The following is a 25,038-nucleotide window of genomic DNA, read 5'->3' on the forward strand; positions in this document are numbered from 1 at the left end:
TTTTAATGACGCGTTTTCAGAAATCTCACAAAAAAGAAAACACAGTCGATCTCTAAAGATCAACTGTGTTTATCGCATCAAAGAAAAAACAACCCGGAAGCTACACCAAGAACACCGATTAAAGCCAGCATGTATACTGTTTTAATTGGCATTAAACCATCACTCTTCATTGCCTTACCAAACATAAAGAATACAATGGGATGCACAAGAAACGGCATAGAGAAAATAAAAGGAATCAAAGCTGCTGCTTCTGCTCCAAGCATACCTTCTTGAATTGCCGCAAACAGACCAAAGTGAGAGATAGCAGAAGCTTGCGCCATTCCGCCATAATCAAAAGGCATGGCACTCATACTGAGCATCACAAGTCCCCCGAAAACCGCAACGAGTTGCCATCCAAAGGAAAATTGCATTAACGCTTTCACTTCAGTGCTGTCGTCTCCATTGGCACCTGCAAGATTTCTTAGGGCCAAAACAGTCAGTCCCAATCCTGTTGCAACAATAATCACGGCAGGGAGCGTCATCAGCGATCCCTGTTCGGCACTGAGTGCCAAGATAGAGAATACAAATACGTGACCGAAGAATGGAATATTAATCATTATCGGTGCACGTTTCGCTGCGCGGTCTCCAAGATCTCCTGCTGTACAAGCACCAGTCAGACCCGAGTGTGACAAAGCTCCTGCCATACCAGGCGCAAGATTACGGACATGATTGGTTTTCGCAAAGAAAATCAAGAGTGCGATCCCGCCAAACATCCAGAATAATTGACCAAAGAAACCATAGGCCAAAACTGCATTCATACCATCGATCGCGAAAGCGTCACCGATACGTGATCCCCCAACCATAAAATTTCCGGCGAGAACAACCGGAATACCTGCAAATAACAAGGCTTTAATGGTCGGTCCAAAAGACCACTCGTAAAATATTGCACCAATGCCAGCGGAAATTAACATCGCAAAGAATATTTGCGGGAGTGCCACCGTCGGTTCAATCCAGGAAGCTAAGTGAAATGCAAAAAACAACACGACAATAATAACAACCATTTCGATTAGCCCTTTTCGAATGTAAAGAGGCTTATTCGTTATTGTTGCCTTGTTATCGATAAAGATAACTGCACCAACGAGACCGATATACGCGATCAGTGCATAGACTTCACTAAGACTGGTCACACCGCCTCCCACAATCGTTCTGAATAATCCTTCGAGACCAATCAAAAGGAAAAATGCCCGGACAATCATAACCAATTGCGTCCGATTTGTTCCAAGTACAGCTTCTTCCATCGATTGTGTGACCATCTCATCTGAAGTTAGTTCTTTTTTCGAAAAAATCTTTCTTAATTCCTGACCACCGACAAAGAATGTGACTACCAGAGCGATAATCGTTGTTGCAGCGATCAAATTAATCATTGGAAAATCTGGTAAACCTGGCTCAGAAACTCCGGTTTGGACTAGGATAAATCCCATGGACAAACCAAAAATAACAATGATCAAGATCGGTGAATACCTGGTTCCCGCAACGACGGTACGACTGATCAGTACGATCGGAATAATTAAAAATAGCGAAATCCAAAATTGGTTTAATAATTGCATGCTGGCGAATTGCCCCATTAACTCTTCCATTGCTCTCCTCCTGTTTTCATGTGCTTTTTTTCTTGTGTTGTCAACAATCCGTTATAAAATCCTATCTAAGAATACGTGATTTCACATCCAATGTAAACCGCTATATGGAGAATTCATTGAATCCTTTGTGAATATTGAGTGAACGAAAAAGGATCCGGTGTATTTACACCGGATCCGCTCGTTATTCTTTATCTGGGTTCGACGATCAGCTTTATCGCTGTCCGTTCTTCGCCATCAATTTCAATGTCTGTAAAAGCAGGAACACAGATCAAGTCAATACCACTTGGCGCAACAAATCCTCTTGCGATGGCGACCGCTTTCACGGATTGGTTTAATGCACCTGCGCCGATTGCCTGAATTTCTGCAGTTCCACGTTCGCGTATCACACCCGCCAACGCTCCTGCAACTGAATTGGGATTGGATTTTGCTGAAACTTTTAATACTTCCATTTCTGTTCCTCCTCGTAGAATAAACTTTCAAGATGTCCTGTTACTGGAATTAGATAGGATTCTTTTCTGTAACTTTACCTTTTTTGAGAAGGAATAAAACCACGATTTAACAAGCTCTGGTATATACATCGGCTTATCACTGAATGATTAACAAAATGATTCAGTCAAAAAACGGGTGATCATCATTAATTTGAATTCGTTTAATGGATCTCGCAAGTCCTGTTTGCTGGTCAGATTCAATAAAAAGTCCGTTGAGCTGCGTTCTTCCTGTCGTTACTTCAAATCTCGCAGGCAAGCCATTTCTAAAGCGGTTTATAATGGTATCCTTCTCCATACCCAAAATTCCGTCGTAAGGGCCTGTCATCCCGGTATCAGTAATATGAGCCGTCCCTTGTGGTAAAATGCGTTCATCGGCAGTCGGGACATGGGTATGGGTTCCAGCTACAGCAGTCACTCTGCCATCCAGAAACCAGCTCATTGCAAGCTTTTCACTGGTGGCTTCTGCGTGAAAGTCGATAAAAATATGTTTTGTCTCTTTACGCAACTCATCCACCAGATCATCCAAGGTTTCAAATGGACAATCGATCGCTTGCATAAATGTACGTCCTTGCGCGTTGATAACTGCAATCTTTTTTCCATTACATGTTTTAATCACATACCCTTTTCCAGGGTTATTTTTAGGGAAATTCACTGGTCTCGCCAAATTATCAACATCATCGATAAAATCAAAGATTTCTTTTTTATCCCACATATGATTTCCCATCGTAAGCAGATCAGCTCCTGTTGTGATGAGCTCATGATAAATCTTTTTCGTTAACCCTTTTCCTGACGCTGAATTCTCTGCGTTTACAATGGTGACATCAGGTCGGTATTTACTTTTCAATTTTGGTAAATATTCTTTAAGTGCCCCCCGCCCAGGTGAGCCGACAACATCGCCAATGAATAAAATCTTCATGCAAAAACCCTTTCTGTTTCATATCGATTTATATCAGAAAAACATCGTTTACCGCAAATTCTTTCGAAGCGAAAGCCGAGTTCATCTAATGCAATATCCTTTCAGCACAAAAACTTGTGCTGAACATTATTTAAATGGAGCATGTCAAAGTGTCGTGATTCATAATGTGTAAAAAAGAAATAAAGTGGTCGGAACCACTTTATTTCGCATACTCGACAGCTCTTGTTTCACGAATCACTGTGACTTTAATGTGACCGGGATAGTCGAGTTCATCTTCAATTTTTTTGGTGATATCCCTTGCAAGGCGATAGGAATCTTCGTCCGTGATGAAGTCCGGTTTAACCATAATTCTGACTTCACGTCCAGCCTGAATGGCATACGTTTTCTCTACACCATCAAAGGATTCTGATATTTCCTCAAGCTTCTCAAGGCGTTTAATATACGTCTCAAGCGTTTCCCTTCGTGCACCGGGTCTTGCAGCCGATAGTGCATCAGCAGCTGCAACCAGTGTAGAAATAACAGATGTTGATTCGGTATCACCATGGTGTGATGCAATGCTGTTAATAACAACGGGATGTTCCTTATACTTTGTTGCAAGCTCCACGCCAATTTCAACATGACTGCCTTCCACTTCATGGTCAATCGCCTTACCAAGATCATGAAGAAGGCCTGCACGTTTTGCAAGTGTTTCATCCTCACCAAGTTCTGCAGCCATCATCGCGCTGAGGTGTGCGACCTCCATGGAATGCTTAAGCACGTTTTGACCATAGCTTGTGCGGAATTTCAGACGTCCGAGAATTTTAATCAGATCGGGATGAAGATTGTGGATGCCCATTTCAAATGTTGTCTGTTCCCCATACTCGCGAATCAACTCGTCAACTTCACGTCTTGCTTTTTCGACAGTCTCTTCAATGCGGGCAGGGTGAATCCGACCATCCTGAACAAGTTTTTCCAACGTCGTTTTTGCTATTTCCCGACGGATTGGATCAAAACCAGACAAAATGACGGCTTCCGGCGTATCATCAATAATCAGATCAATCCCCGTTAAGGTTTCAAGTGCTCTGATATTACGGCCTTCACGTCCGATAATACGTCCTTTCATTTCATCGTTCGGAAGATTCACGACAGATACAGTTGTTTCTGCCACATGATCCGCTGCACATCGCTGAATCGAAGTAGACAGAATTTCTTTCGCTTTCTTATCTGCTTCTTCTTTCGCTTTTGTGACCGAATCTTTAATAAGAACCGCTTTCTCATGGACAAGTTCCTTTTCTATCGTTTCCATGATAATATCCCGAGCTTCGTCTTTTGAGAAACCGGATATTCGTTCAAGTTCAGCTTTCTGCTTGTTGACTAGTTCCTCAACTTCGCTATTCAGTTCGTCGATTTCATGCTGACGCTTCGATAGATTCTCCTCTCTGGTTTCAAGAGATTCCTCTTTTTTATCAAGCGTTCCACTTTTTCGATCCAGCACTTCTTCTTTTTGAAGTAGGCGGTTTTCCTGTTTCGACATTTCATTTCTGCGATCCCGCACTTCTTTCTCCGCATCCATGCGAAGTCTGTGTGCTTCATCTTTCGCTTCAAGGACAGCTTCTTTTCTACTCGCGTCCGCTTCGCGTCTAGCTTCTTCCACTGTCTGCTTTGCGAGGGCTTCCGCACTTGAGATCTTTGCTTCTGCCAAGGATTTTCGAATGAAATAACCGATCAGAATTCCAATAACTGCTACTAATAGCAAAGCGAGGATTTGATAGATCAAGTCCAAGACTGATTCACCTCCTCATGCTATTACCGATTTTTCTTGCAATTTTCATCATGCTCATTTGTCATTAACACAGTGATGCATCATAACTGACCAATTAAGCTTATCATAATAGCTTAGCTACGTCAGTATACTCATTAATTGTATGCCTCATTTCACACATTGTCAAGCATTGTCAAAGATTTGGATATGTTGTTCACCCTTGTCAGACAAGGCTTGAAAACATCTGCTGGCAGGCAGAATCAATTGACTATTAAAAAGGATTTCACAGATAATAAATCGTTAATCAGAAATATCAAATGAAAAAGCCGGAACACAAGATGATAATGTGTGTTCCGGCTTCAGTATCCCATATTGAAACGAATGGTATGTTATTTCAGATCCATCGGAAGGTCTTCTCCCTCAAGGGCTTCATCTTCCGCCGGTGCAGGCACTTCGACCGGCTCAAGTAATCCGTAATGTTCACGAATTTTACGATCGATGACTCCCGCAATTTCTTCGTGTTCTTTTAGAAAAGTCTTGGCATTTTCCCGGCCTTGCCCCATCCGGTCGCCATCATAAGAATACCAGGCTCCGTTTTTTTGAACAATATCAAGTTCAGATGCAATATCAAGTATTGATCCTTCACGGGAAATCCCTTGTCCATACATGATATCTACTTCTGCAGTTTTAAATGGAGGAGCTACTTTGTTTTTAACGACTTTCAGCTTCGTCTTGTTCCCGACGATATCATTTCCCTGTTTCAATGATTCAGCACGTCGCACTTCGAGTCTCACTGAAGAATAGAATTTCAAAGCGCGTCCACCTGGTGTTGTTTCAGGGTTTCCGAACATGACTCCCACTTTTTCACGTATCTGGTTGATAAACATTGTGATTGTCTTTGACTTACTTACCGCACCGGATAACTTTCGTAAAGCCTGAGACATCAGACGTGCCTGTAAGCCTACGTGAGAATCACCCATTTCGCCTTCGATCTCCGCTTTCGGAACAAGAGCTGCTACGGAGTCAACGACAACCATATCAACCGCACCACTTCGCACGAGTGCCTCAGCTATTTCCAGAGCCTGTTCGCCAGTATCAGGTTGAGAAAGGAGCAGATTATCAATATCCACACCGAGTGCAGAAGCGTATTTCGGATCCAACGCGTGTTCTGCATCAATAAATGCAGCAGTTCCGCCATTTCTCTGAACTTCTGCAATCGCGTGAAGAGCGACCGTTGTCTTACCCGATGACTCTGGTCCATAGACTTCAATCACACGACCTCGGGGATAGCCACCGACTCCCAAAGAAATATCCAGAGCCAGAACACCCGACGAAATGGTTGAAACCCGATGCTCGGGCTGCTCACCCATCTTCATAATTGATCCTTTTCCAAATTGTTTCTCAATCTGTTTCAAAGCCATATCCAAGGCTTGTTTCCGATCAGACATACAACTCTCTCCTTTTTGTAAAGTGACCAGACTTTATAAGACTGATGTCACTGAATAATACACACATATTTTCGCACAAACGTTCGTTCGAATTTAATTATAATGCGAAAAATCCCTCTTGTCAAAGAAAAGAAGGATTTTTCACTGTTTTTATTTTCGGTTAGGTCTTGGCTTTGCAGGTTCAAGATTAATCTTTGCACCACTTACACGTTGATATTTTAATCCTTCGTATACAAATGGGGCGACTTCTTCCGGAACCTCAATAAATGTGAAATTTTCAAATATATCGATTTTACCAACTGCTTTAGGGCTGATACCAACCAGTTTAGCCACTTCATCTACCAGTTTTTTCGGCGTCATATCGACATTCCGTCCAACGTTAATAAAGAAACGGGTCATCCCTTTTTGTGCGCCGGTTTCACCAAAATTATATGATTCTTTAGCAATTTTTTCTTCATGGCTGTAAAATGCCAATTTCATAAGCGCTGTGACTACCTTGTCAGGTGCATAGGTGTCTAACAGATCGGTTACAATCGCATCGTAATTACTGACACCTTCATCATTTTCGATCAAGTCAATGACTTGGCTCTTCCAAAGATCCTGCTGTTTCTCAATAACTTCTTCCACAGAAGGAAGATTCTGAGATGGTATTTTCATTTTGATCTCATGTTCAATCGAGCGTAGATGCTTCATTTCACGAGGTGTAACCAGTGTTAACGCAACTCCCTCACGACCAGCACGGCCTGTTCGGCCAATTCGGTGAACATAACTTTCAGGATCCTGTGGGATATCATAATTAATCACGTGAGATACATTTTGTACGTCAATACCACGGGCAGCTACATCTGTAGCAATCAAAAAGTCTATTGCAGATTCACGGAATTTTTTCATGACCATATCCCGTTGAGATTGTGTCAGATCTCCGTGCAAACCATCTGCGCGGTAACCGCGAGCCTGAAGGGCTTCAGCCAACTCGGAAACCCCTTTTTTTGTCCGGCAAAAAATAATACCAAGATCTGTGTTCTCACTATCAATCAGACGGCATAAGGAATCGAGTTTGTTCTTCTCGAGTACTTTATAATACATCTGATTAATCAAAGGTGCTGTCACTTCACTCTTACTGATCGTCACCTGTTCCGGATTGTTCATGTATTTATTGGACAATTTCCGGATTGCCGGCGGAATCGTTGCAGAGAAAAGCAGTGTTTGGCGCTCCTCTGAAGATACCTGAATGATTTTCTCAATATCTTCAATAAATCCCATATCCAACATTTCGTCTGCTTCATCTAATACAAATGTGTGGATTTTACTCAAGTCCAGTGTCTTGCGGTTAATGTGATCTAAAACCCGGCCCGGCGTTCCAACAACAATATCAACGCCTCGTTTTAGCTGTTTAATCTGTTGACCAATGGATTGGCCGCCATAAACCGGGAGTGTTTGTACTTTTTGAAATCTGGACAGTTTCTGCAGTTCACCTGCAACCTGAATAGCCAGTTCCCGGGTTGGTGTCAAAATAATGGCCTGTACATTTTTTGTACGTGTCAGTTTCTCCAAAATCGGAATACCAAAAGCAGCAGTTTTACCTGTACCTGTTTGTGCCTGACCAACGAGATCTTTCCCTTCAAGAAGCGTAGGAATTACTTTTTCCTGAATCGGGGAGGGTGCTTCAAAACCCATTTCTTTTATTGCGCGCAGTACATTCTTGGAAATATTAAACTCTTCAAACTTCATCATTCTTTCCATCCATCCTTTTTTTTCTATTCATTTAATAAAAATTTTTGCAAATAGAAACAGCCGTATTTCACTGTGCGATCCTGAATATTTTCTCGACTACCTGCAAGGTCCAGCTCGTGTACAACTGTTGCAGTTCCGTCAGAAATACCGATAAATACCTTTCCAGGTGTATGATTTTCAAGGGATTCCGGACCAGCGACACCTGTGAAACTTATGCCAATATCCGTATTCATCAGTGTTCTCGTTTGTTCAGCCATTACCCGTGCACAAGATTCGCTGACAACGCCCTCTGTCAGTATCAGATCGCGCGGAACTGATAAGACCATTTCCTTCACTTGATTACTATAACACACAATTGATCCGGGAAAAACAGAAGAAACCCCCTGAACAGATGTAAGCGTTGCAGAAAAGAGCCCACCTGTGACACTCTCTGCCGCCGATACAGTTAATTCTTTTGATTTCAGTAATGAAACAGTCTTATTTACAAGAGGTTCTTCTCCTTCACCAATATAAAATTCACTGATTCGTTCGAGTATTTCGGCTTTAAGATTTTCCAATGCACGATTATTTGATGCTTTATCACTTCCTTTAACCGTTAATCTAAGCATCACTTCTCCAATACTTGCCAATGGTGCGATGGTTGGATTTGTCTGTTGCTCAATTAAATCATCCAATTTTTCAGCCAATCGTGATTCGCCAATTTCAAAAAAACGAAGCACTCTCGATTCAATTTCCTCATGTTCAGAGAGAAGATTTCTCAAGTATGGTGCTGCTTCGTTTTGAAACATCGGCTTCAATTCATTCGGGGGACCAGGGAGCATCATAATGCGGCAGTCCTGATGTTCAACAACCATTCCACAAGAGAGTCCATGCCGATTTGGGATGATGTCTGAGTCGGATAAAACCATTGCTTGTTTCCGGTTATTTTCTGTCATGTTCTGGTTTCGACGAATATAAAATGCCTCGATATTTTTTTCGGTCTCTTTATCATAGACCAGATTTCTCTTCGTTAATGATGCCAACACTTCCTTTGTGAGATCATCCTTTGTCGGGCCAAGTCCACCCGTGGTAATCACAAGGTCGGATCTTGACATCGCCTGATCAAGAATTTTTTCCAGTCTTTCAGGATTATCTCCGACGGTTTCATGATAATATACATTCACGCCAAGAACGGAGAGTTCTTTGGATAAATAGGCGGCGTTCGAATTGACAATTTGGCCTAGAAGCAACTCTGAACCGATAGCAATGATTTCTGCATTCATAATTTCCCTCCATATCTAAAATATTAATTTGACGAGGCAAGAACGTGTGTATTTTTTATGAAATAGTCATAACCGGAATACAAAGTCAAGGTAACCGCCAAAACAATCATCATGGTATCAAATGGCAGTCCAATCATGGCAAAACCAACATTATGCAAGAGAATGGCTCCGATACAGACAATCTGACTGACTGTCTTCCATTTGCCCCATTGACTGGCAGCAATGACTTCTCCCTCACCTGATGCGACAAGACGTAACCCCGTTACTGCAAATTCTCGGGTGAGAATCACTACCGCGGCCCAAGCAGGAAACATTTCCAATCCGACCAGCGATACAAACGCAGCTGTGATTAATAGTTTATCGGCCAATGGATCAAGAAATTTACCTATATTGGTAACTAACTTATATTTTCGGGCATAATAACCGTCCAACCAGTCGGTTGCTGCTGCAATGATAAAGATAATCGCCGCAATCAAATGGTGAACAGGAATCTCTGCTCCAAGAAAAGCCCATTGTCCAAAGTCAAATGGACCAAGTAGAAATATCATGAAAATTGGAATTAAAATGATTCGTGATATCGTAATCTGATTAGGTATGTTCACGAATTCGTCCCCCTTTAACAATCTTTAAAATGTATTTCACATTATGTACCAATTATATTCTATCAGAAAGGTGATTTAAAAGCGATTAAATGCTTAGTGCTTCACAGGATTTACAGAGAAAAGAACGGTCCATAAAGACCGTTCTGACGACATTCATTCCTGGTGCTGAATCAAAATATTCTGGACATCACTATCACTCTGATACTCCAGTTGCATCTCATTGACAAAAATGTTTGCTGTATGAATAAAACCAAGTCTGATCAGGATTTCTGATTGTCCGGTGAAATCAAACGAGATTTCATCACCATCGTTATGCGTTTCAGTGTGAACAGTTCCAGATTCATCATTGATCTGAATCCAGCTTCCACCGGTAAAGTTCATCTCAAAATCAAACTGCTCTGCATTACTCAGCTCATAAACATATTGACCTGCATCATTTAATTCAACGAAGCTTAATTCAGGGTCTGACTCGTCAATTTCTTCCTCATCCTGGACCTCTTCATTGACATCATTATCATCGTTTATGGCTTGATCATTCTCGTTATTATTATTTTCTTCATCATTCTCATCGTTTTCATCGTTTTCAGCGTTCTCATCATTCAGCTCATCATCAATATCCACAGATGGTTGTGATTGTTCCTCTTCCCTTGTCGAAGCATCCTCACCTGTACCTTCATCGAGATTCATAAACCAGAGCGTCGATACGATGCCAATCAGAAAAATCAATACAACGACAGTTGGAAGCCATGTAGCAAATTTCGAATTTCTTTTAATCGGTCTTGTTTTCGGACGTTCCACTCTAGGTGGTAAGTCTGATGATTCCTTTTTTGCTTTCGGTAATTCGTCAGCATGTTCTTGAAACACCTGATCTGCTGAGAGCCCTACCACTTCACAATAACTCTTTACAAATGCGCGTGCGTAAAAATCCCCAGGCATTTTCGAAAAATCACCCTGCTCAATTGCCTCGAGGTAGCGCTTTTGAATCTTTGTCTTTTTCTGGAGCTCATCGAGAGTTAATCCCTTTTCAATTCTCGCATTTTGTAATCTTACACCGAGTTCAGACAATTATTAACACCTGCCAACTAACTGATATCAAATGACGAAAATCCGGATTCGACTTGTTCATATGTGATCTCCTCTTTTTCATCACTTCTCAGTTCAATGATATAATCAAAATCATCAAGCGTATATTCTGTTTCACGTACAAAAATATCAGGATGTTCAACCACTTTTGTTGATGGAAGGCGCATCATTTCCGAGACAAGCAAACGATGTCTTTCACTAGCTCTCATTGTGGAGACAATTCCATCGATGATATAAATGTTGTCCTGATTCATCTCATCGTCCGCCAGTTGACTTCTTATTGTCTGCCTTAACAAGGTCGACGAGAGGAATGACCAGCGCTTATTCGCGCAGACACTTGCAGCTACAATCGATTCTGTTTTCCCAACCCTTGGCATCCCTCTGATACCAATGAGCCTGTGCCCATCTTTCATGAACAGCTCAGCCATAAAATCGACCAGGACACCCAGTTCATCGCGAACAAAGCGGAAGATTTTCTTTTCATCACGATCGCGGACAATGTAACGGCCATGACGGACAGCCAAACGGTCTCTTAACTTCGGTTCCCGAAGTTTATGTAACGTTATGACATCCATCGTGTTCAAAATATATCTAAGCCGTTGAATCGATTCATCATCTCTACATTTTATCAGCATACCGCGATTTTCGTTCTCTACACCATTGATGGTGATAATATTAATTTTCAGCATCCCCAGAAGTGATGCCACATCACCAAGAAGACCCGGCCTGTTTTGATTAATGTGGTATTCCAAATACCATTCTTTGGTTTCCATATGGCCCCTCTCTTTCCTCGGTTATCTGGTAAGACGTTTTTAAAATCTATCCGTTACATGTAATGATAATGCATTTCATCTATAAATTAAAGGATAATCAAGAGATCACATGAATTCACATCGATCGAATCAACCCCTGTGCCATCCTCCATTTACACCAATGATTTGACCATTGATATAATCCGCTCCTTCGCCTGTGAGAAACATTGTCGTATGTGCAATATCCTCTGGATGCCCCAATCGTCCAGCCGGGATTTCACGTTTGATTGCATCGATGTCTTGTTTTGAATAATTGGATACCATTCGAGTATGAATGATCCCAGGTGCTATCCCATTCACACGGATACCCGAAGGGCCCAATTCGTCGGCAAGAGAGCGGACAAGGCCATGCTGACCAGATTTGACAGTAGAGTATAACACCTCCATGGAAGCACCGGTCTGCCCCCAAATCGACGTGATAAACAGAATATTACCTGCTCGCCTTGAAATCATATCCGGAATGAATGAACGGATCAACAGCATCGGAGTGATCAAATCTGATTGCATTTGAGCACGTATTGAGTCGTGTTCTTCTTCTTGAAACAGCTTCGGATCAGAGTAGCCGGCGCAATGAACAAAAACATCTGGACATGGCATTGAATGAAAACACTCCAATGTCCGAAGAGAATCTGTGAAATCGCATTGAACAATGCGGATATCCAATTCAGGATAGTTTGAACTAAGCCTCCGAAGCGGTTGTTCATTCCGAAAACAATGTAGAACCAGGTCACTGCCCGTTTTTGCAGCCTCTTCTGCTATGGCATATCCGATGTCTCCACTCGCACCAGTTATCCAGACTCTCTTCCTTTTCACGATGTTGTTTCTCCAGGGAGCACGTAGCAGACAGAACATCGCTTTTCCACATCCACATGCTCTTTAAGAACGCCTTCAACTTCCTCTACTGTGAGATCTTCAAGTACCGGAACAATTTCAAATAAATCTGTCCCCAGGAAGTGGTAACGTGTGAACTGGTTGGCGATAAACTCCGGTGAGTTCATCGCTCTGAGAAATTGACCCAGCTTTTGTTTACGGATCCGCTCGAAACTTTCCGGATCGATTCCTGATTTCGCAGCTTCCCGAAGCATATGTTTTATTTTTGCTGCCAGTTCCTCAGGCCGCTCTGAATCTCCACCCGCTACAGAAAATCCAAAGCTTTCTTCGTGGGTGAAATCATAACCGAAGCTGTCGTCAATCAAACCTTGTTTAAAGAGTGATGAATAATTTTCACTGCTTTGACCAAAGATCAAATCCAGCGCCATTTCCATGGATAATTCGTATTTCAATAATGTTTTGCCCATTAAATCAGGTCGTCGATCCTTGATACCAACGAGACATTTGCCTGTCTGAAGTGGCATAGTCACAGTCACTTCCTGTTGTTTCACTTCCTCAGGCTCTCCCGTAAACAATTGCCTTGGATTATGCGTGAGCGTTTTAACTGATTTTTGAGCCTGATTGTCCCGCACAAAACTCATCATCTCATCAGGATCCACATTGCCAACAATGAACAGGGCCATATTGCCGGGATGATAAAAAGTATGGTAGCAGGTATAAAGCAAATCAGCTGTAATCTGATCAATGGAATCTTCCGTTCCTGCTATATCGATTGAAACAGGGTGTTCGTGATACATTGCTTTTAAAAGGCCAAAGAAATTCTGCCAATCTGGATTATCTTCATACATACGGATTTCCTGACCAATAATCCCTTTTTCTTTCTCGACAGTTTCTTCAGTGAAATACGGTTTCTGCACAAAATCGAGAAGCGTGCGCACATTTTCTTTTACAAGGCTCGTGCTTGAAAAAAGATAAGCTGTTCTCGTGAAACTTGTAAAGGCATTTGCAGACGCACCTTGTTTACTGAATACCTGAAATACATCTCCATCTTCATCTTCAAACATTTTATGTTCAAGAAAATGAGCAATTCCATCTGGAACTGTATGAGTCTGGTCCTCATCAATTGGCCTGAACGTTCGATCCATTGATCCATATTTTGTCGTAAATGTTGCAAACGTTTTATGGAACCCCGCTTTTGGAAGGATGAAAACTTCAAGCCCATTTTCTAATGTTTCGGTGTAAAGCGTTTCATCCAGCTGATTGAATTTTATACGATTCATGCTTCATCCACCTTTCCTTTCAGGAAAAACACCGTATCCAGCATCACGCCTTGGGCAACCCTTTGCAAATCTTCACGAGTAACCTTCTCAAGTTCGTCGAACCATTGATCTACAGGGACTGGATTGATTGTGAATTCGTTGTTATAGGCCAATTCGATTCGGCCACGTTGCGAGTCCAGTGTCTCAAGCCATTGGTTCTTTAATACCGCGCGTGTCTGGTCCAAATCATTATCGGAAAAATCTCCTGCTCGCATTGCTTCAAGTTGTTCAAAAATGATTTTTTTTGTTTTGACCATCTGATCGGATTGAATTCCTGCCATCACAATCATTAACCCTTTCAATGTTTCAAGGCGACTCGCTGCATAGTAGGCCAAACTTTCCTTTTCTCTGACATTCACAAATAATTTGGAATGAGAAAAACCTCCGAACAGACCATTCATAAGTAAAAGCGCAAAATAGTCCTGATCACCATAAACAACACCCGTCCTGTATCCTATGTGAAGTTTCCCCTGCTGGACATCCTGCACTTCTGTCACTTCTTTAGCGTGAACAGCAGACTTCTTTTCTTCTTTTATAAAAGTTTTGTCAGGGTGATTGGTTCTTACTCCGCCAAAAAAAAGCTCTATCCAAGCCTCAACATCCTGAAGAGTCAGATCACCTGAAACATATAAATCGAGCTGGTCTGTTTCGAGAAATGATTCATAATACTCCGTCAAATCTGCCGGAGTAATATCTTCCACATCTTGTAATGTACCGTAAACATGCGTAGAGAAAGCTTCATTTTCACACATTGTATCGATAAGCCGCTTGTTTGCATACCGCATTTTATCATCGGAAATTGATGTGATTTTTTGTTTTAATGCCCGCTTCTCTTCTTGAATCACCTCAGGATTCAATTGATCATCTTCATTGCGTGCAGGTGCGAAGATCATTTCTGAGAACATCGCTACTGCTTGTTCAGTCAAAGGAGGTGAGCCTTTTAAAAATTTGCCATTGGGAACGTCCAGTCGAAATGACATGATGTGATGCTCGCCTTTTTTGTAGACATCTGTACCTATGACTGTTCCGTATAAAGATTCCAATGCCCCGCGAAACGACATGCGATTCGGATAGGTTACAGTCCCACCTTGCAATGTTTCAGTTAAGACAGCACGTTTTGATGCTGTAGATCTGTTCAAAGGAGCTTTGGCCTGAAGAATAAATGTATTCGTTTTGTAAGTGGTAGTTGGCATAAAATGAACTTTAAGATTGTCTTTCATAAAAGTATGTTCAGTTAATTCCATCATCTTTATTTTTCCCCCATTTCAATTGTCTATTCGCTCAGTCTAAACAAATCAAACCCGCCTCCTTCTCAATGAGTTGGCGGGTTATTCAATCGACAATGCTCAGAATACACGTTTTCGAAGTACATGGAATTTGAATTTATCTGCCCGGAAATAGTTAATGGAATACAAGACAGGTTGATCCTGTTCATTGTAATGCATCTGCTTCAATACCAAAAGGGCGGTTTCAGGTTCACAATTCAAGATTTCCGATACCCGCTCGTGAAACCCGATCGGTTCGATTTGCGTCATCGCATAAGCAATCGAAGTACCTGATTGTTCCAGTTGTACGAAAATCGACTGTTCTTCCTGATTGATGGCATCCGGTAAATGATTCGAAGGAACTTTATCAAGACAATATACAACTGGTTCACCATCCGCAGTTCTGACCCGTTCAATTACCGTCAAATCTTTAAGCTGCTCATCAAGAAAACGGCGCTGGTCATCTTCAGATGCTCTATCTATAGAAGTTGAAAGAAAATTAGTTCCTGGTTTTTTCTTTCCGCGTTTAATCATATCCGTCACACTGAACAATTCTTCAATTCCTGATGAGAATAGTGGTTTTGCATTAATAAATGTTCCGACACCGTGACGTCGGACAATGACATTCTCATCTTCAAGCATCCGCAGTGCTTCTCTTAATGTGGCACGGCTAACGCCCAGCTTTTTCGAAAGCTGGAATTCTGATGGCAGACGCTCCCCGGTTACATAGACTCCTTTATCGATATCTTCCTTTACACGGTCAATTACTTGTAGATAGAGTGGTCGTTGGTCTGATCGAATCATAGTATTCCTCCTGCTTAACTTCCCAAAGATTCGGGGAGTGAATTTCAATACAGATAAAGTATTTTTCTTCATTTCAATGTATCATGAATGCGATTTAATCACTACTATTTTTGTGTCTTTTCCCTTTGATCTGATTCTTGAGGTCCAGGATCTTCATCTTTCGAAACAAGAACTTCTCTTGGTTTACTTCCCTCATAAGGTCCTACAATACCACGGACTTCCATCTCATCAATCAACCTTGCTGCCCGGGCATATCCCACCCGAAAACGTCGTTGCATCATGGATACCGATGCTGATTGCATGTCTCTCACGAGTGCCACTGCGTCCGGATAAAGCTCATCATCAGCTTCCCCGGATGGCTTCTGTTCCTCAACAGAAGATGGAATCATCTCTTCAGCATATTGCGCTTTCTGCTGTTCAATACAATGATTTACGATTCGCTCCACTTCATCATCAGATAAAAAAGCTCCTTGTATACGAACCGATTTAGAAGCTCCAACAGGAATAAAGAGCATATCCCCTTTTCCAAGAAGCTTCTCTGCACCATTGCCATCCAAAATCGTTCGTGAATCTGTTGAACTTGAAACACCAAATGCAATACGCGATGGGATATTCGCTTTTATGACACCTGTGATGACATCAACAGATGGCCTTTGAGTAGCAATTATCAAGTGAATTCCAGCTGCACGTGCCATCTGTGCAAGCCTGGTTATGGCATCTTCCACTTCTGAAGATGCAACCATCATCAGATCTGCCAATTCATCAACAATGACAACAATATAGGGGAGTGGGGAATAAGCTTCCGCCTCATCTCTTTTTAAATTTTCTTTACGAATATACTCATTATATCCTTCAAGATTCCTCGTTCCTGACGCTGCGAATAGTTCATAACGTCTTTCCATTTCACTGACAACTTTCTTCAGTGCCTGCGCCGCTTTCTTAGGCTCGGTTACTACAGGAGCCAACAAATGCGGAATCCCATTATATACGTTCAGTTCAACCATTTTTGGATCAATCATCATCAGCTTCACTTCATGAGGCTTTGCCCTTAAAAGAATACTGATGATAATCCCATTAATACAAACACTTTTCCCGCTTCCTGTTGCACCGGCAACAAGCAGGTGAGGCATTTTATTCAGCTCAGCGATAACTGCTTCACCGGAAATGTCCCGTCCCAGTCCAATGGCCAAAGGGTTTTCATTTCCTTTCATCAAGGCCGATTCAAGTACTTCCCTGAGAGTCACGAGGGATACTTCCTGATTTGGAACTTCAATACCAATAGCAGATTTACCAGGAATAGGCGCTTCCATCCGAATATCTTTTGCAGCTAACGCAAGAGCCAGGTCATCAGTAAGATTTACAATTTTACTGACTTTCACACCTGCATTGGGGTACACTTCATATTTAGTAACTGAAGGTCCCAAGTGGACCTTGGTTACCTTCGCTTTCACACCGAAGCTGTCTAGTGTTTCTTCAAGCTTCCGGGCATTTTTCGACAGCATGGAATGTTCTTTTGATTGATTCGGTTTCACTTGTGACTTTAACAAATCAAATGGCGGCAAATGGTACTCTTTATTTTCTGATTCAGAAACGACAAGTTTAACGTTGGATTCAGCAGCCGGATCTTTCGGTTCGATATTAGTATTACCAGCTTCTGAACCTTCTTGTGTATGTTCTTCAAAGGTATCGGCTTGATTCTGATCAGATTCAGGCTCATTCCCATTCACTTCTGAAACCACGACGTCCTGTTCACCCTTCACGTGTTCAGTAAAATCGAGAATTTCAGGTTCCACTTCTGATGTTGAGGAATCACTTTGAGCTGTTTTAGACTGGATCGCTGTTTTTCGATCTTTGATTCGTTTGATGATTGACGTCATACCTCGTTTCAGTTGATTTCCCGTTGCAGTAACCCATGCTCTGGGTCCATCTTCATGACGGATGATATCAATAAAGGTTCGTCCGGTCATGAAAATGATACCTGTAATCATCAGTCCACCTGCAACAACATAGGAACCGGAAACTGAAAATAATGCATGCGTGAGTGAAAAAATGAGTGCTCCGATCATACCTCCACCCATCGTTTCACCTTGAGCCGCCGCACCTGTCGGACTGCCAGTCACAAGAGACCATGTAGTACTGATAATACCCGTTTCCATCGGTTGAGCCTGATCCTGCCAAGAACTGTATGCACGGCCATGACTCATGACCAGTATGGAAGTCAATACTAAATAGAATCCCAGCAGCTTACGATTCCAAAAAGTTGGGAAATTACGTTTCATCATTAAATAAATGGATAATCCGATGAATGTGAGAATCAAAAGTACTTTCCAGTTCCCTGCAAGAAATTGAAAGAACCAGTTTACAGATCTTCCTGCCATACCAAGTTCAAATAATGCAATGATACCAATCATCACCATAAACAATCCTGACAATTCAAAACGCAGTTCTTGAATCCAGCCTGGCGTTTCGTTAGATTTTGATTTTGCAGTTGACTTGCCTTTTGCACTTTGAGATTTTTGCTTTGATGTTGAGTTTGGTTTCTTAGTTGATGCCAATAGGTTCACCCCCTGAAAACGTATTTGTGAGTAATTATGTAAGATTACAAATCTATCATAACACAAGATTTCCCTTACTGGACGGACTGAAAAAGAAACAAATTAAAAAACACCCCCAACAAAGGGGGGTGTATCAACCTTCCATAATGATCGGCATGATCATAGGTCGTCGTTTCGTCTTATCAAAAAGCATTTTACTTAATTGATCGCGAATCGAACTCTTCATTGTAGCCCAATCGGTCTGATTTTGTGCAATTTGTTTATCGATTGTCTCTTTAACCAGTGTCTCAGCCTGTCTGATTAACGCTTCAGACTCACGAACATAGACAAACCCTCTGGAAATGACATCAGGACCAGAAAGAATTTGTTTATGGGACTTGTTTAAGGTAACAACAACGACAAGGATACCATCTTTAGAAAGAAGTCTTCGATCTCTTAAAACAATATTACCAACATCGCCTACGCCCAGTCCATCAATCAGAACATGACCGGAAGGAACTTTACCTGTTTGTTTTCCTTTTCTTTTCGTAAATTCAACCATTTCTCCTTTGTCAACAAGGAAAATATTTTCCTGCTGAATACCAACGGAACGTGCCAGGTGATGCTGCGCCACTTGCATTCGGTATTCACCTGCAACTGGAATAAAATGCTGCGGCTGCACAACGTTCAGCAACAATTTCAATTCTTCCTGGCAGGCATGAGATGGCACGTGGATTTTTTTATCTTTTCCATACACAACCTCTGCTCCAGTTCGTGACAACAGATCAACCATTTGAGATACCTGTTTTTCATTCCCTGGGCTTGGAACAGCAGAAATGATGATTCTGTCGTTCTTTTTAATTTTCACCACCTGATGTGAACCTTTTGCCATTCTCATCATACAGCTCATTGGTTCACCCTGGCTACCGGTTGTGACAACCACAACTTCATCGGGAGACATCGTTTTATATTCTTTATGACTCACCAATAATCCCTTGGAATCTTCAAGGTAACCAAGTTCCAGTGCGATTTCCACTGCGCGTTCAATTTCCTTTCCGACAATGACGACTTTCCGTTCTTCTCTGGCAGCCGCTTCAAGGACTTGCTGTATGCGATAAATATTAGATGAAAATACTGAGACAATTATTGCCTCCGGGGCTTCATGAAATGCCTCTTTGATCCCTTCTGCAACGACCGATTCAGAAGGTGCGTAGCCAGGCATCTCAGCTCCCGTGCTGTCAGAAAGCAGACAGAGTACGCCTTTGGATCCGATTTCAGTAAGCTTTTCCATTTCTGAAGGTAACCCATCCACAGGATTTTGATCGAACTTGAAATCTCCGGTATAAATAATTGGTCCCTGTGAAGTGTGAATCATTACACCTAAAGTATCCGGCACACTGTAGTTTGTCTTGAAGAAACTGACCGGACTCTTGCCAATTTTAATTTTCGATTGAGAGTGCACTTCGTTAAATTGTTGTTTACCAGGGACACCTACTTCATTACATAAGTCTTTCACCATAGCGATCGTGAATCGGGAACCATAGACCGGGACATTCAGTTCACGAAGTACATAAGGCACAGCACCGATGTGATCATCAAGTGCCTGCGTCAAGATAATCCCCTTCACACGATCTTTGTTTTCGATGAGGTATGTCATATCCGGGATTACAATATCCACACCTAACATATCATCTTCAGGATGCATGCATCCTGTATCAACGATCAGAATCTCGTCATCCAGTTCAAGAACATACATGTTCTTACCGACTTCACCTACACCACCCAAGGCGTAAAATTTAATTTGATCCGTTTGTTTATTTGACAATGTCATTTCCTCCTAATAGTTTCAATCCAATTTGCGATATAGCCAACGATCATAACTCTCTCCTAAGTCAGTATACATGACAGACGCAGTATGTAACAAGTGAAAAAACAGGAGGGTTTCCCTCCTGTTTGACTGACTCCTCTAAAGATCATCGCATAAAGTAAGGATCTCATTCAGTGTCTGACGCTCCTCTGACGTTAACGGCACCAAAGGAAGCCTCACACCGCCCACTTCTATGCCTTGCATGTTAAGAGCTGTTTTTACAGGTGAAGGACTCGGTGCAATAAACATGCCGCGCATAATCGGAAGAAGCTGCTGATGGAGTTTTGCAGCATTTTGAACTCTTCCGGTTTCATAATGAGTGATCATCTGCTGTATCTGATTTCCTATGATATGACTGCTCACTGAAACAACCCCATCAGCACCAACCGCCAGTGCAGGCAATGTCAAAGAGTCGTCACCCGAATAAACGGAGAAGTCATCCGGAGTGTTCGCAACAATCATGGTGATCTGATCCAAGTTCCCACTGGCCTCTTTCACTGAGACTATATTCTCAATTTTTGCAAGTTCAATCGTCGTTTCCGGCAGAATATTCACCGCTGTTCGACCGGGAACATTGTATACCATAACCGGTAGACTTGTCTTACCTGCAATCGTGTGAAAATGTTCGTAAAGACCTTTTTGGGATGGTTTATTGTAATACGGTGCTACGAGCATAATGCCATCTACGCCAACACGTTCAGCACGGGCAGTCAGTTCAGCTGTTGCATAAGTATCATTCATACCTGTTCCTGCAATAATCGGGACACGTCCATTGGCGATCTTTACAGCTTGTTGATATAGAGCTGCTTTTTCTTCGATGCTCAGCGTTGCCGATTCCCCCGTCGTGCCACCTACAACAAGTCCATCAGTTCCATTATCGATCAAATGATTGATCAGTATTTCCAACTGTTCATAATTGATTAACCCGTCATCGTCGAATGGTGTAACCATAGCTGTCAGTACTTTTCCAAAACTCATCATCCATACCCCCTTTTGCTTTCATTCTATCAGATAAATGCATCGTGCAAAGCATTCACCGCATCTTTCATTTGATTTTCATAAACAAGTACCCAAATGGTGGTATGGGAGTCTGCAGATTGCAGAATCGTAATGTTTCGATCAGACAATGCTTTGACGATTTTCGAGGTAACACCCGGCACTCCGGTCATCCCGGCACCAACCGCTGAAACCTTTGCCACCCCTTTATCTTCTGACACAGTCAAACCGATTTCTGTCAAAAGTTCTTTTGTCCTGAAACCGAGATGTTCCGGAACGGTAAACGCAGCGCCATCAGGATGTATATGGATAAAATCAACAGAAATTCCCGCTTCTGCCAATGTTTCAAATACTTTTGACTGCTCATACTTCATGCCGTTTACAGAGACTTTTATTCTGGAAAGTTTTCCAACATGAGTGATACCGGTAACCAGTTTTTCTTCCAGATCAAGTCCGGGTTGACCTGACGTAGAAACGGAAATCAGTGTGCCGGGCGCTTTAGAATGGATGGAGCGAATCCGGATTGGCACTTTCGCCTGCATGGCAACTTCCACGGCTCTTGGATGAATAACTTTTGCGCCTTGATAAGCCATATTGCATATTTCATTGTAGGTTACTGAATCCAATGTTTTGGCGTCCTCAACTAAACGAGGGTCTGCAGTCATAATTCCGTCTACGTCAGTAAAGATATCAATGACCTCAGCATCGAGAGCTGCTCCAAGTGCTGTTGCAGAGGTATCAGACCCTCCCCTGCCCAGAGTAGCTGTAGTGCCATTCGCAGTCTCACCTTGAAATCCCGTCACGACAATTACGTCATACTCATCCAGGTATTGCATGACAGCTTGCGGATTCATATCAACGATTTTCGCGTCACTGTAATCACCACTGGTTCTAAACCCCGCCTCTTTTCCAGAGATAGCAAGAGATTTCAAACCGCGCTTTTGCAACATATCAGAAAAAACTACGGCAGAGATCGTTTCGCCGCATGCCATTAATAAATCCTGTTCTCTTTTGGAAAGGGAAGCATCGACACCGCCAATGAGTGACAGCAAAGTATCCGTCGCATAAGGATCACCAAGTCGTCCCATTGCTGAGACGACTGTGACCACTTTATAACCTTTTTGAACAGCTTCTTCAACATGTTCAACTGCTTTTGCTTTTGTCTCATCCGTTTGCAGCGATGTTCCACCAAATTTCTGCACGCAAATGGTCATAATTTCATCCGCTTTCCTTGGTTATTTTTTAAGCAGTCCTTGTTCTACAAGCGATTGTGCGATCTGAACAGAGTTCAAAGCTGCACCTTTCAGGAGGTTGTCTGAAACGACCCAGAAGTGGAATCCTTTTGGATGGTCCAGATCCTGACGGATCCGGCCGACAAAGACATCGTCCTTGCCTTGCGCATCTGTTGCCAGTGGATAGATCTGTTGAGTAGGATCATCCTGCAATGTAACTCCGTCTGCATCTTTCATAATGTTTTTGAAAGTATCCACTGTCAGACCCTCTTTTTCCACTTCAATGTATACCGATTCGGAATGCCCGGTTTCAACTGGAATACGGACGCAGGTTGCAACGACTTGAATGGATTCATCAGACATGATTTTTTTCGTCTCATTGATCATTTTCATTTCTTCGAATGTATATCCGTTCGACTGAAACACATCAATTTGCGGCACGGCATTAAAAGCGATCTGATAATGCTTTTTGTCACCGCCAACTGGTAAAATTTGCGGGTCTATCGGTTCATCATTCATAATCTGTTGGGTCTGTTCATACATTTCGTCCACAGCAGCATTCCCTGCACCGGAAACGGCCTGGTAGGTCGAGACGATGACACGTTTCAGTCCAAACTGCTTTCTTATCGGTTCCATGGCTGCAACCATCTGGATTGTGGAACAGTTCGGATTCGCAATAATTCCCTTATGATTTTTAAGTGCATCGGAATTGACTTCCGGAACAACCAAAGGTATCCCTTCAGTCATACGAAAAGCACTGGTATTGTCCACAACGACAGCGCCACGCTTCACAGCTTCAGGAGCAAGCTCTTTTGAAATCGACCCGCCTGCACTGAACAACGCCAGATCTATCCCTTCAAATGACTCCGGCTTCGCTTCTTCAACTGTCAACTCTTTGCCTTTAAAAGAAATTTTTTTACCTGCAGAACGTTTGGATGACAGAAGTTTCAGTTCGTCCACCGGAAAGTTCAGACGATCGAGTGTGTCCATCATCTGCTGACCTACTGCACCCGTTGCTCCTAATATTGCTACATTGTACATTTCGTTTGATTGAGTCATAATGATTGATCTCCTCTCAAGTAATCATGTTTTTAACACGGCCATTTTAAATTATAGCGAATTTACAGTCTATCGTTAAACAGGATATGTTCGATCATTGCCGATCATTTTACTGTGAGCAATGATGAATACCATGGGGACTGCTGAATTCGTACACATCGTCATGAATTCTTACAAATCATCAACGTAAAGGAAGTTTCCCTTCACCACTGACGACCGAAATCGATGGTGTCTGACTGAATAAATACGAGGCAACATCTGAAATATCCTTCTGTGTGATGCTGTCAATACGGTGCAAGACATCATCAAGGGTTCGATGACGGCCCAAAATCAGCTCATTTCTGCCGTTGCGCTGCATACGACTTGACGTTCCTTCAAGCCCAAGCATCAAACTGCCTTTGAGTTGTTCTCTACCATTTTGCCACTCTAATTCAGTCAATCCATCCGTTTTAACGGTTTGAAGATTTTTCAATATTACATCATAAACCCGGTCCAGCTGATTCATGGCACAACCCGCATAGATAGTTAAAAGTCCCGAATCGCGGTACGCTTCATGAATGGAATAGACTGCATAAGCCAGGCCACGTTCTTCTCTGATTTCCTGGAAGAGTCTGCTGCTCATCGATCCACCAATGGCATTATTCAGGAGGACCAGTGGGTACATAAGTCCGGAATCAGCTGAAACACCTTCAAACCCGATTGCCAAATGAGCCTGATCTGCCTCCCGCTTCCTTCCTTTTTCACCTGAAATAAAGGTTGGCGGGTAAATTGGCCGCTGTTGACCAGCAGGGACAGCACTGAACCGCTCTAAGACACGCTTTATAAAAGTTTCATCCACATGACCACAAATCGAAATCACTACATTATCTGCTGTATACGTCTGATCGATGTAGGACTTCAATTGTTCAAAATCAAATTGTCTGATCGTTGATTCATAGCCAAGAATAGGACCTGCAAGCGGGTGTTTACCATATGAGATTTCACTGAGCTGCTCATGCACCAGATCATCTGGTGTGTCATCATACATTTTGATTTCTTCTAAAACCACAGCCTGTTCCTTTACGATGTCCTCTGCAGCCAGCCGGGAATTAAAAAACATATCACTCAAGACATCCATGGCCTGGTCGGCATGTGAATCCAGTACCTTGGCATAATAACAAGTATATTCTTTGGATGTCATGGCATTGACATAACCGCCAATCGCATCAAAACTTGCTGCAATTTCCTGTGGAGAACGTGTAGCTGTTCCTTTGAACAGCATATGTTCAATAAAATGAGAGATCCCTTTTTCTTCGTCCGTTTCATAACGGGATCCGGTTCCAATCCAAATGCCCATGGAAACGGAGCGAACATCCTGTAAGGGTTCATATACGATCCTTAATCCGTTTGGTGCAGTTACTCGATGTACCACAATATCCTCCTCTGTCAT

20 protein-coding genes are annotated in these 25,038 nt (G+C 42.3%); all 20 read right to left on the bottom strand.

The features are described 5' to 3' along the window. Positions 1-77: 77 nt before the first annotated feature. Entirely contained in the window at positions 78-1,616 is a 1,539-nt protein-coding gene (locus tag BBEV_RS08795; protein WP_069365129.1) for a hypothetical protein, read from the bottom strand. 188 nt (positions 1,617-1,804) lie between these two features. After that, positions 1,805-2,065: a stage V sporulation protein S gene (locus BBEV_RS08800; protein ID WP_069365130.1), complete on the bottom strand. Its 261-nt coding sequence runs from the start codon at positions 2,063-2,065 to the stop codon at positions 1,805-1,807. A 160-nt stretch (positions 2,066-2,225) separates the two neighbouring features. Further along, complete coding sequence (locus BBEV_RS08805) at positions 2,226-3,020, bottom strand: TIGR00282 family metallophosphoesterase (protein WP_069365131.1); 795 nt, start codon at positions 3,018-3,020, stop codon at positions 2,226-2,228. Positions 3,021-3,219: 199 nt separating this feature from the next. Next, entirely contained in the window at positions 3,220-4,782 is a 1,563-nt protein-coding gene (gene rny / locus BBEV_RS08810) for a ribonuclease Y (protein WP_069365132.1), read from the bottom strand. Positions 4,783-5,150: 368 nt separating this feature from the next. After that, on the bottom strand, positions 5,151-6,209 hold the full coding sequence (gene recA, locus BBEV_RS08815) for a recombinase RecA (protein ID WP_069365133.1): 1,059 nt from the start codon (positions 6,207-6,209) through the stop codon (positions 5,151-5,153). 150 nt (positions 6,210-6,359) lie between these two features. After that, complete coding sequence (locus BBEV_RS08820) at positions 6,360-7,943, bottom strand: DEAD/DEAH box helicase (RefSeq protein ID WP_069365134.1); 1,584 nt, start codon at positions 7,941-7,943, stop codon at positions 6,360-6,362. Positions 7,944-7,966: 23 nt separating this feature from the next. Then, complete coding sequence (locus BBEV_RS08825) at positions 7,967-9,205, bottom strand: competence/damage-inducible protein A (protein WP_069365135.1); 1,239 nt, start codon at positions 9,203-9,205, stop codon at positions 7,967-7,969. A gap of 23 nt (positions 9,206-9,228) precedes the next feature. After that, entirely contained in the window at positions 9,229-9,807 is a 579-nt protein-coding gene (gene pgsA / locus BBEV_RS08830; RefSeq protein ID WP_069365136.1) for a CDP-diacylglycerol--glycerol-3-phosphate 3-phosphatidyltransferase, read from the bottom strand. A 153-nt stretch (positions 9,808-9,960) separates the two neighbouring features. Continuing rightward, entirely contained in the window at positions 9,961-10,872 is a 912-nt protein-coding gene (locus BBEV_RS08835; protein ID WP_069365137.1) for a helix-turn-helix domain-containing protein, read from the bottom strand. A gap of 17 nt (positions 10,873-10,889) precedes the next feature. Continuing rightward, positions 10,890-11,663, bottom strand: a complete 774-nt coding sequence (locus tag BBEV_RS08840; RefSeq protein WP_069365138.1) for a DUF3388 domain-containing protein — start codon at positions 11,661-11,663, stop codon at positions 10,890-10,892. A gap of 129 nt (positions 11,664-11,792) precedes the next feature. Beyond that, on the bottom strand, positions 11,793-12,515 hold the full coding sequence (gene ymfI, locus BBEV_RS08845; RefSeq protein ID WP_198154971.1) for an elongation factor P 5-aminopentanone reductase: 723 nt from the start codon (positions 12,513-12,515) through the stop codon (positions 11,793-11,795). Further along, positions 12,512-13,813 (bottom strand): EF-P 5-aminopentanol modification-associated protein YfmH, encoded by a 1,302-nt coding sequence (gene yfmH, locus BBEV_RS08850; protein WP_069365140.1) that lies wholly within the window; start codon positions 13,811-13,813, stop codon positions 12,512-12,514. Before yfmH ends, ymfI begins: the two co-directional genes overlap by 4 nt. Then, positions 13,810-15,045 (bottom strand): EF-P 5-aminopentanol modification-associated protein YfmF, encoded by a 1,236-nt coding sequence (gene yfmF / locus BBEV_RS08855; RefSeq protein WP_232318144.1) that lies wholly within the window; start codon positions 15,043-15,045, stop codon positions 13,810-13,812. Before yfmF ends, yfmH begins: the two co-directional genes overlap by 4 nt. A 153-nt stretch (positions 15,046-15,198) precedes the next feature. Next, positions 15,199-15,921, bottom strand: a complete 723-nt coding sequence (locus BBEV_RS08860; RefSeq protein WP_069365142.1) for a GntR family transcriptional regulator — start codon at positions 15,919-15,921, stop codon at positions 15,199-15,201. A gap of 104 nt (positions 15,922-16,025) precedes the next feature. Next, a complete protein-coding gene (locus BBEV_RS08865; protein ID WP_407690227.1) occupies positions 16,026-18,476 on the bottom strand; it encodes an FtsK/SpoIIIE family DNA translocase in 2,451 nt (816 codons plus the stop codon). A 133-nt stretch (positions 18,477-18,609) separates the two neighbouring features. Continuing rightward, entirely contained in the window at positions 18,610-20,280 is a 1,671-nt protein-coding gene (locus BBEV_RS08870; protein WP_069365143.1) for a ribonuclease J, read from the bottom strand. A 141-nt stretch (positions 20,281-20,421) separates the two neighbouring features. Beyond that, positions 20,422-21,303 carry a 4-hydroxy-tetrahydrodipicolinate synthase gene (gene dapA / locus BBEV_RS08875; RefSeq protein ID WP_069365144.1) on the bottom strand — a complete coding sequence of 294 codons (882 nt, stop codon included), beginning with the start codon at positions 21,301-21,303 and terminating at the stop codon, positions 20,422-20,424. 26 nt (positions 21,304-21,329) lie between these two features. Further along, positions 21,330-22,532, bottom strand: coding sequence for an aspartate kinase (gene dapG / locus BBEV_RS08880; RefSeq protein ID WP_069365145.1), 1,203 nt, complete (start codon positions 22,530-22,532; stop codon positions 21,330-21,332). Positions 22,533-22,553: 21 nt separating this feature from the next. Then, positions 22,554-23,609: an aspartate-semialdehyde dehydrogenase gene (locus tag BBEV_RS08885; RefSeq protein WP_069365146.1), complete on the bottom strand. Its 1,056-nt coding sequence runs from the start codon at positions 23,607-23,609 to the stop codon at positions 22,554-22,556. 181 nt (positions 23,610-23,790) lie between these two features. After that, positions 23,791-25,020 (bottom strand): M16 family metallopeptidase, encoded by a 1,230-nt coding sequence (locus BBEV_RS08890; RefSeq protein ID WP_069365147.1) that lies wholly within the window; start codon positions 25,018-25,020, stop codon positions 23,791-23,793. Between the last annotated feature and the right edge of the window lie 18 nt (positions 25,021-25,038).

Source organism: Salisediminibacterium beveridgei, from assembly GCF_001721685.1.
GTDB lineage: Bacteria > Bacillota > Bacilli > Bacillales > Salisediminibacteriaceae > Salisediminibacterium > Salisediminibacterium beveridgei.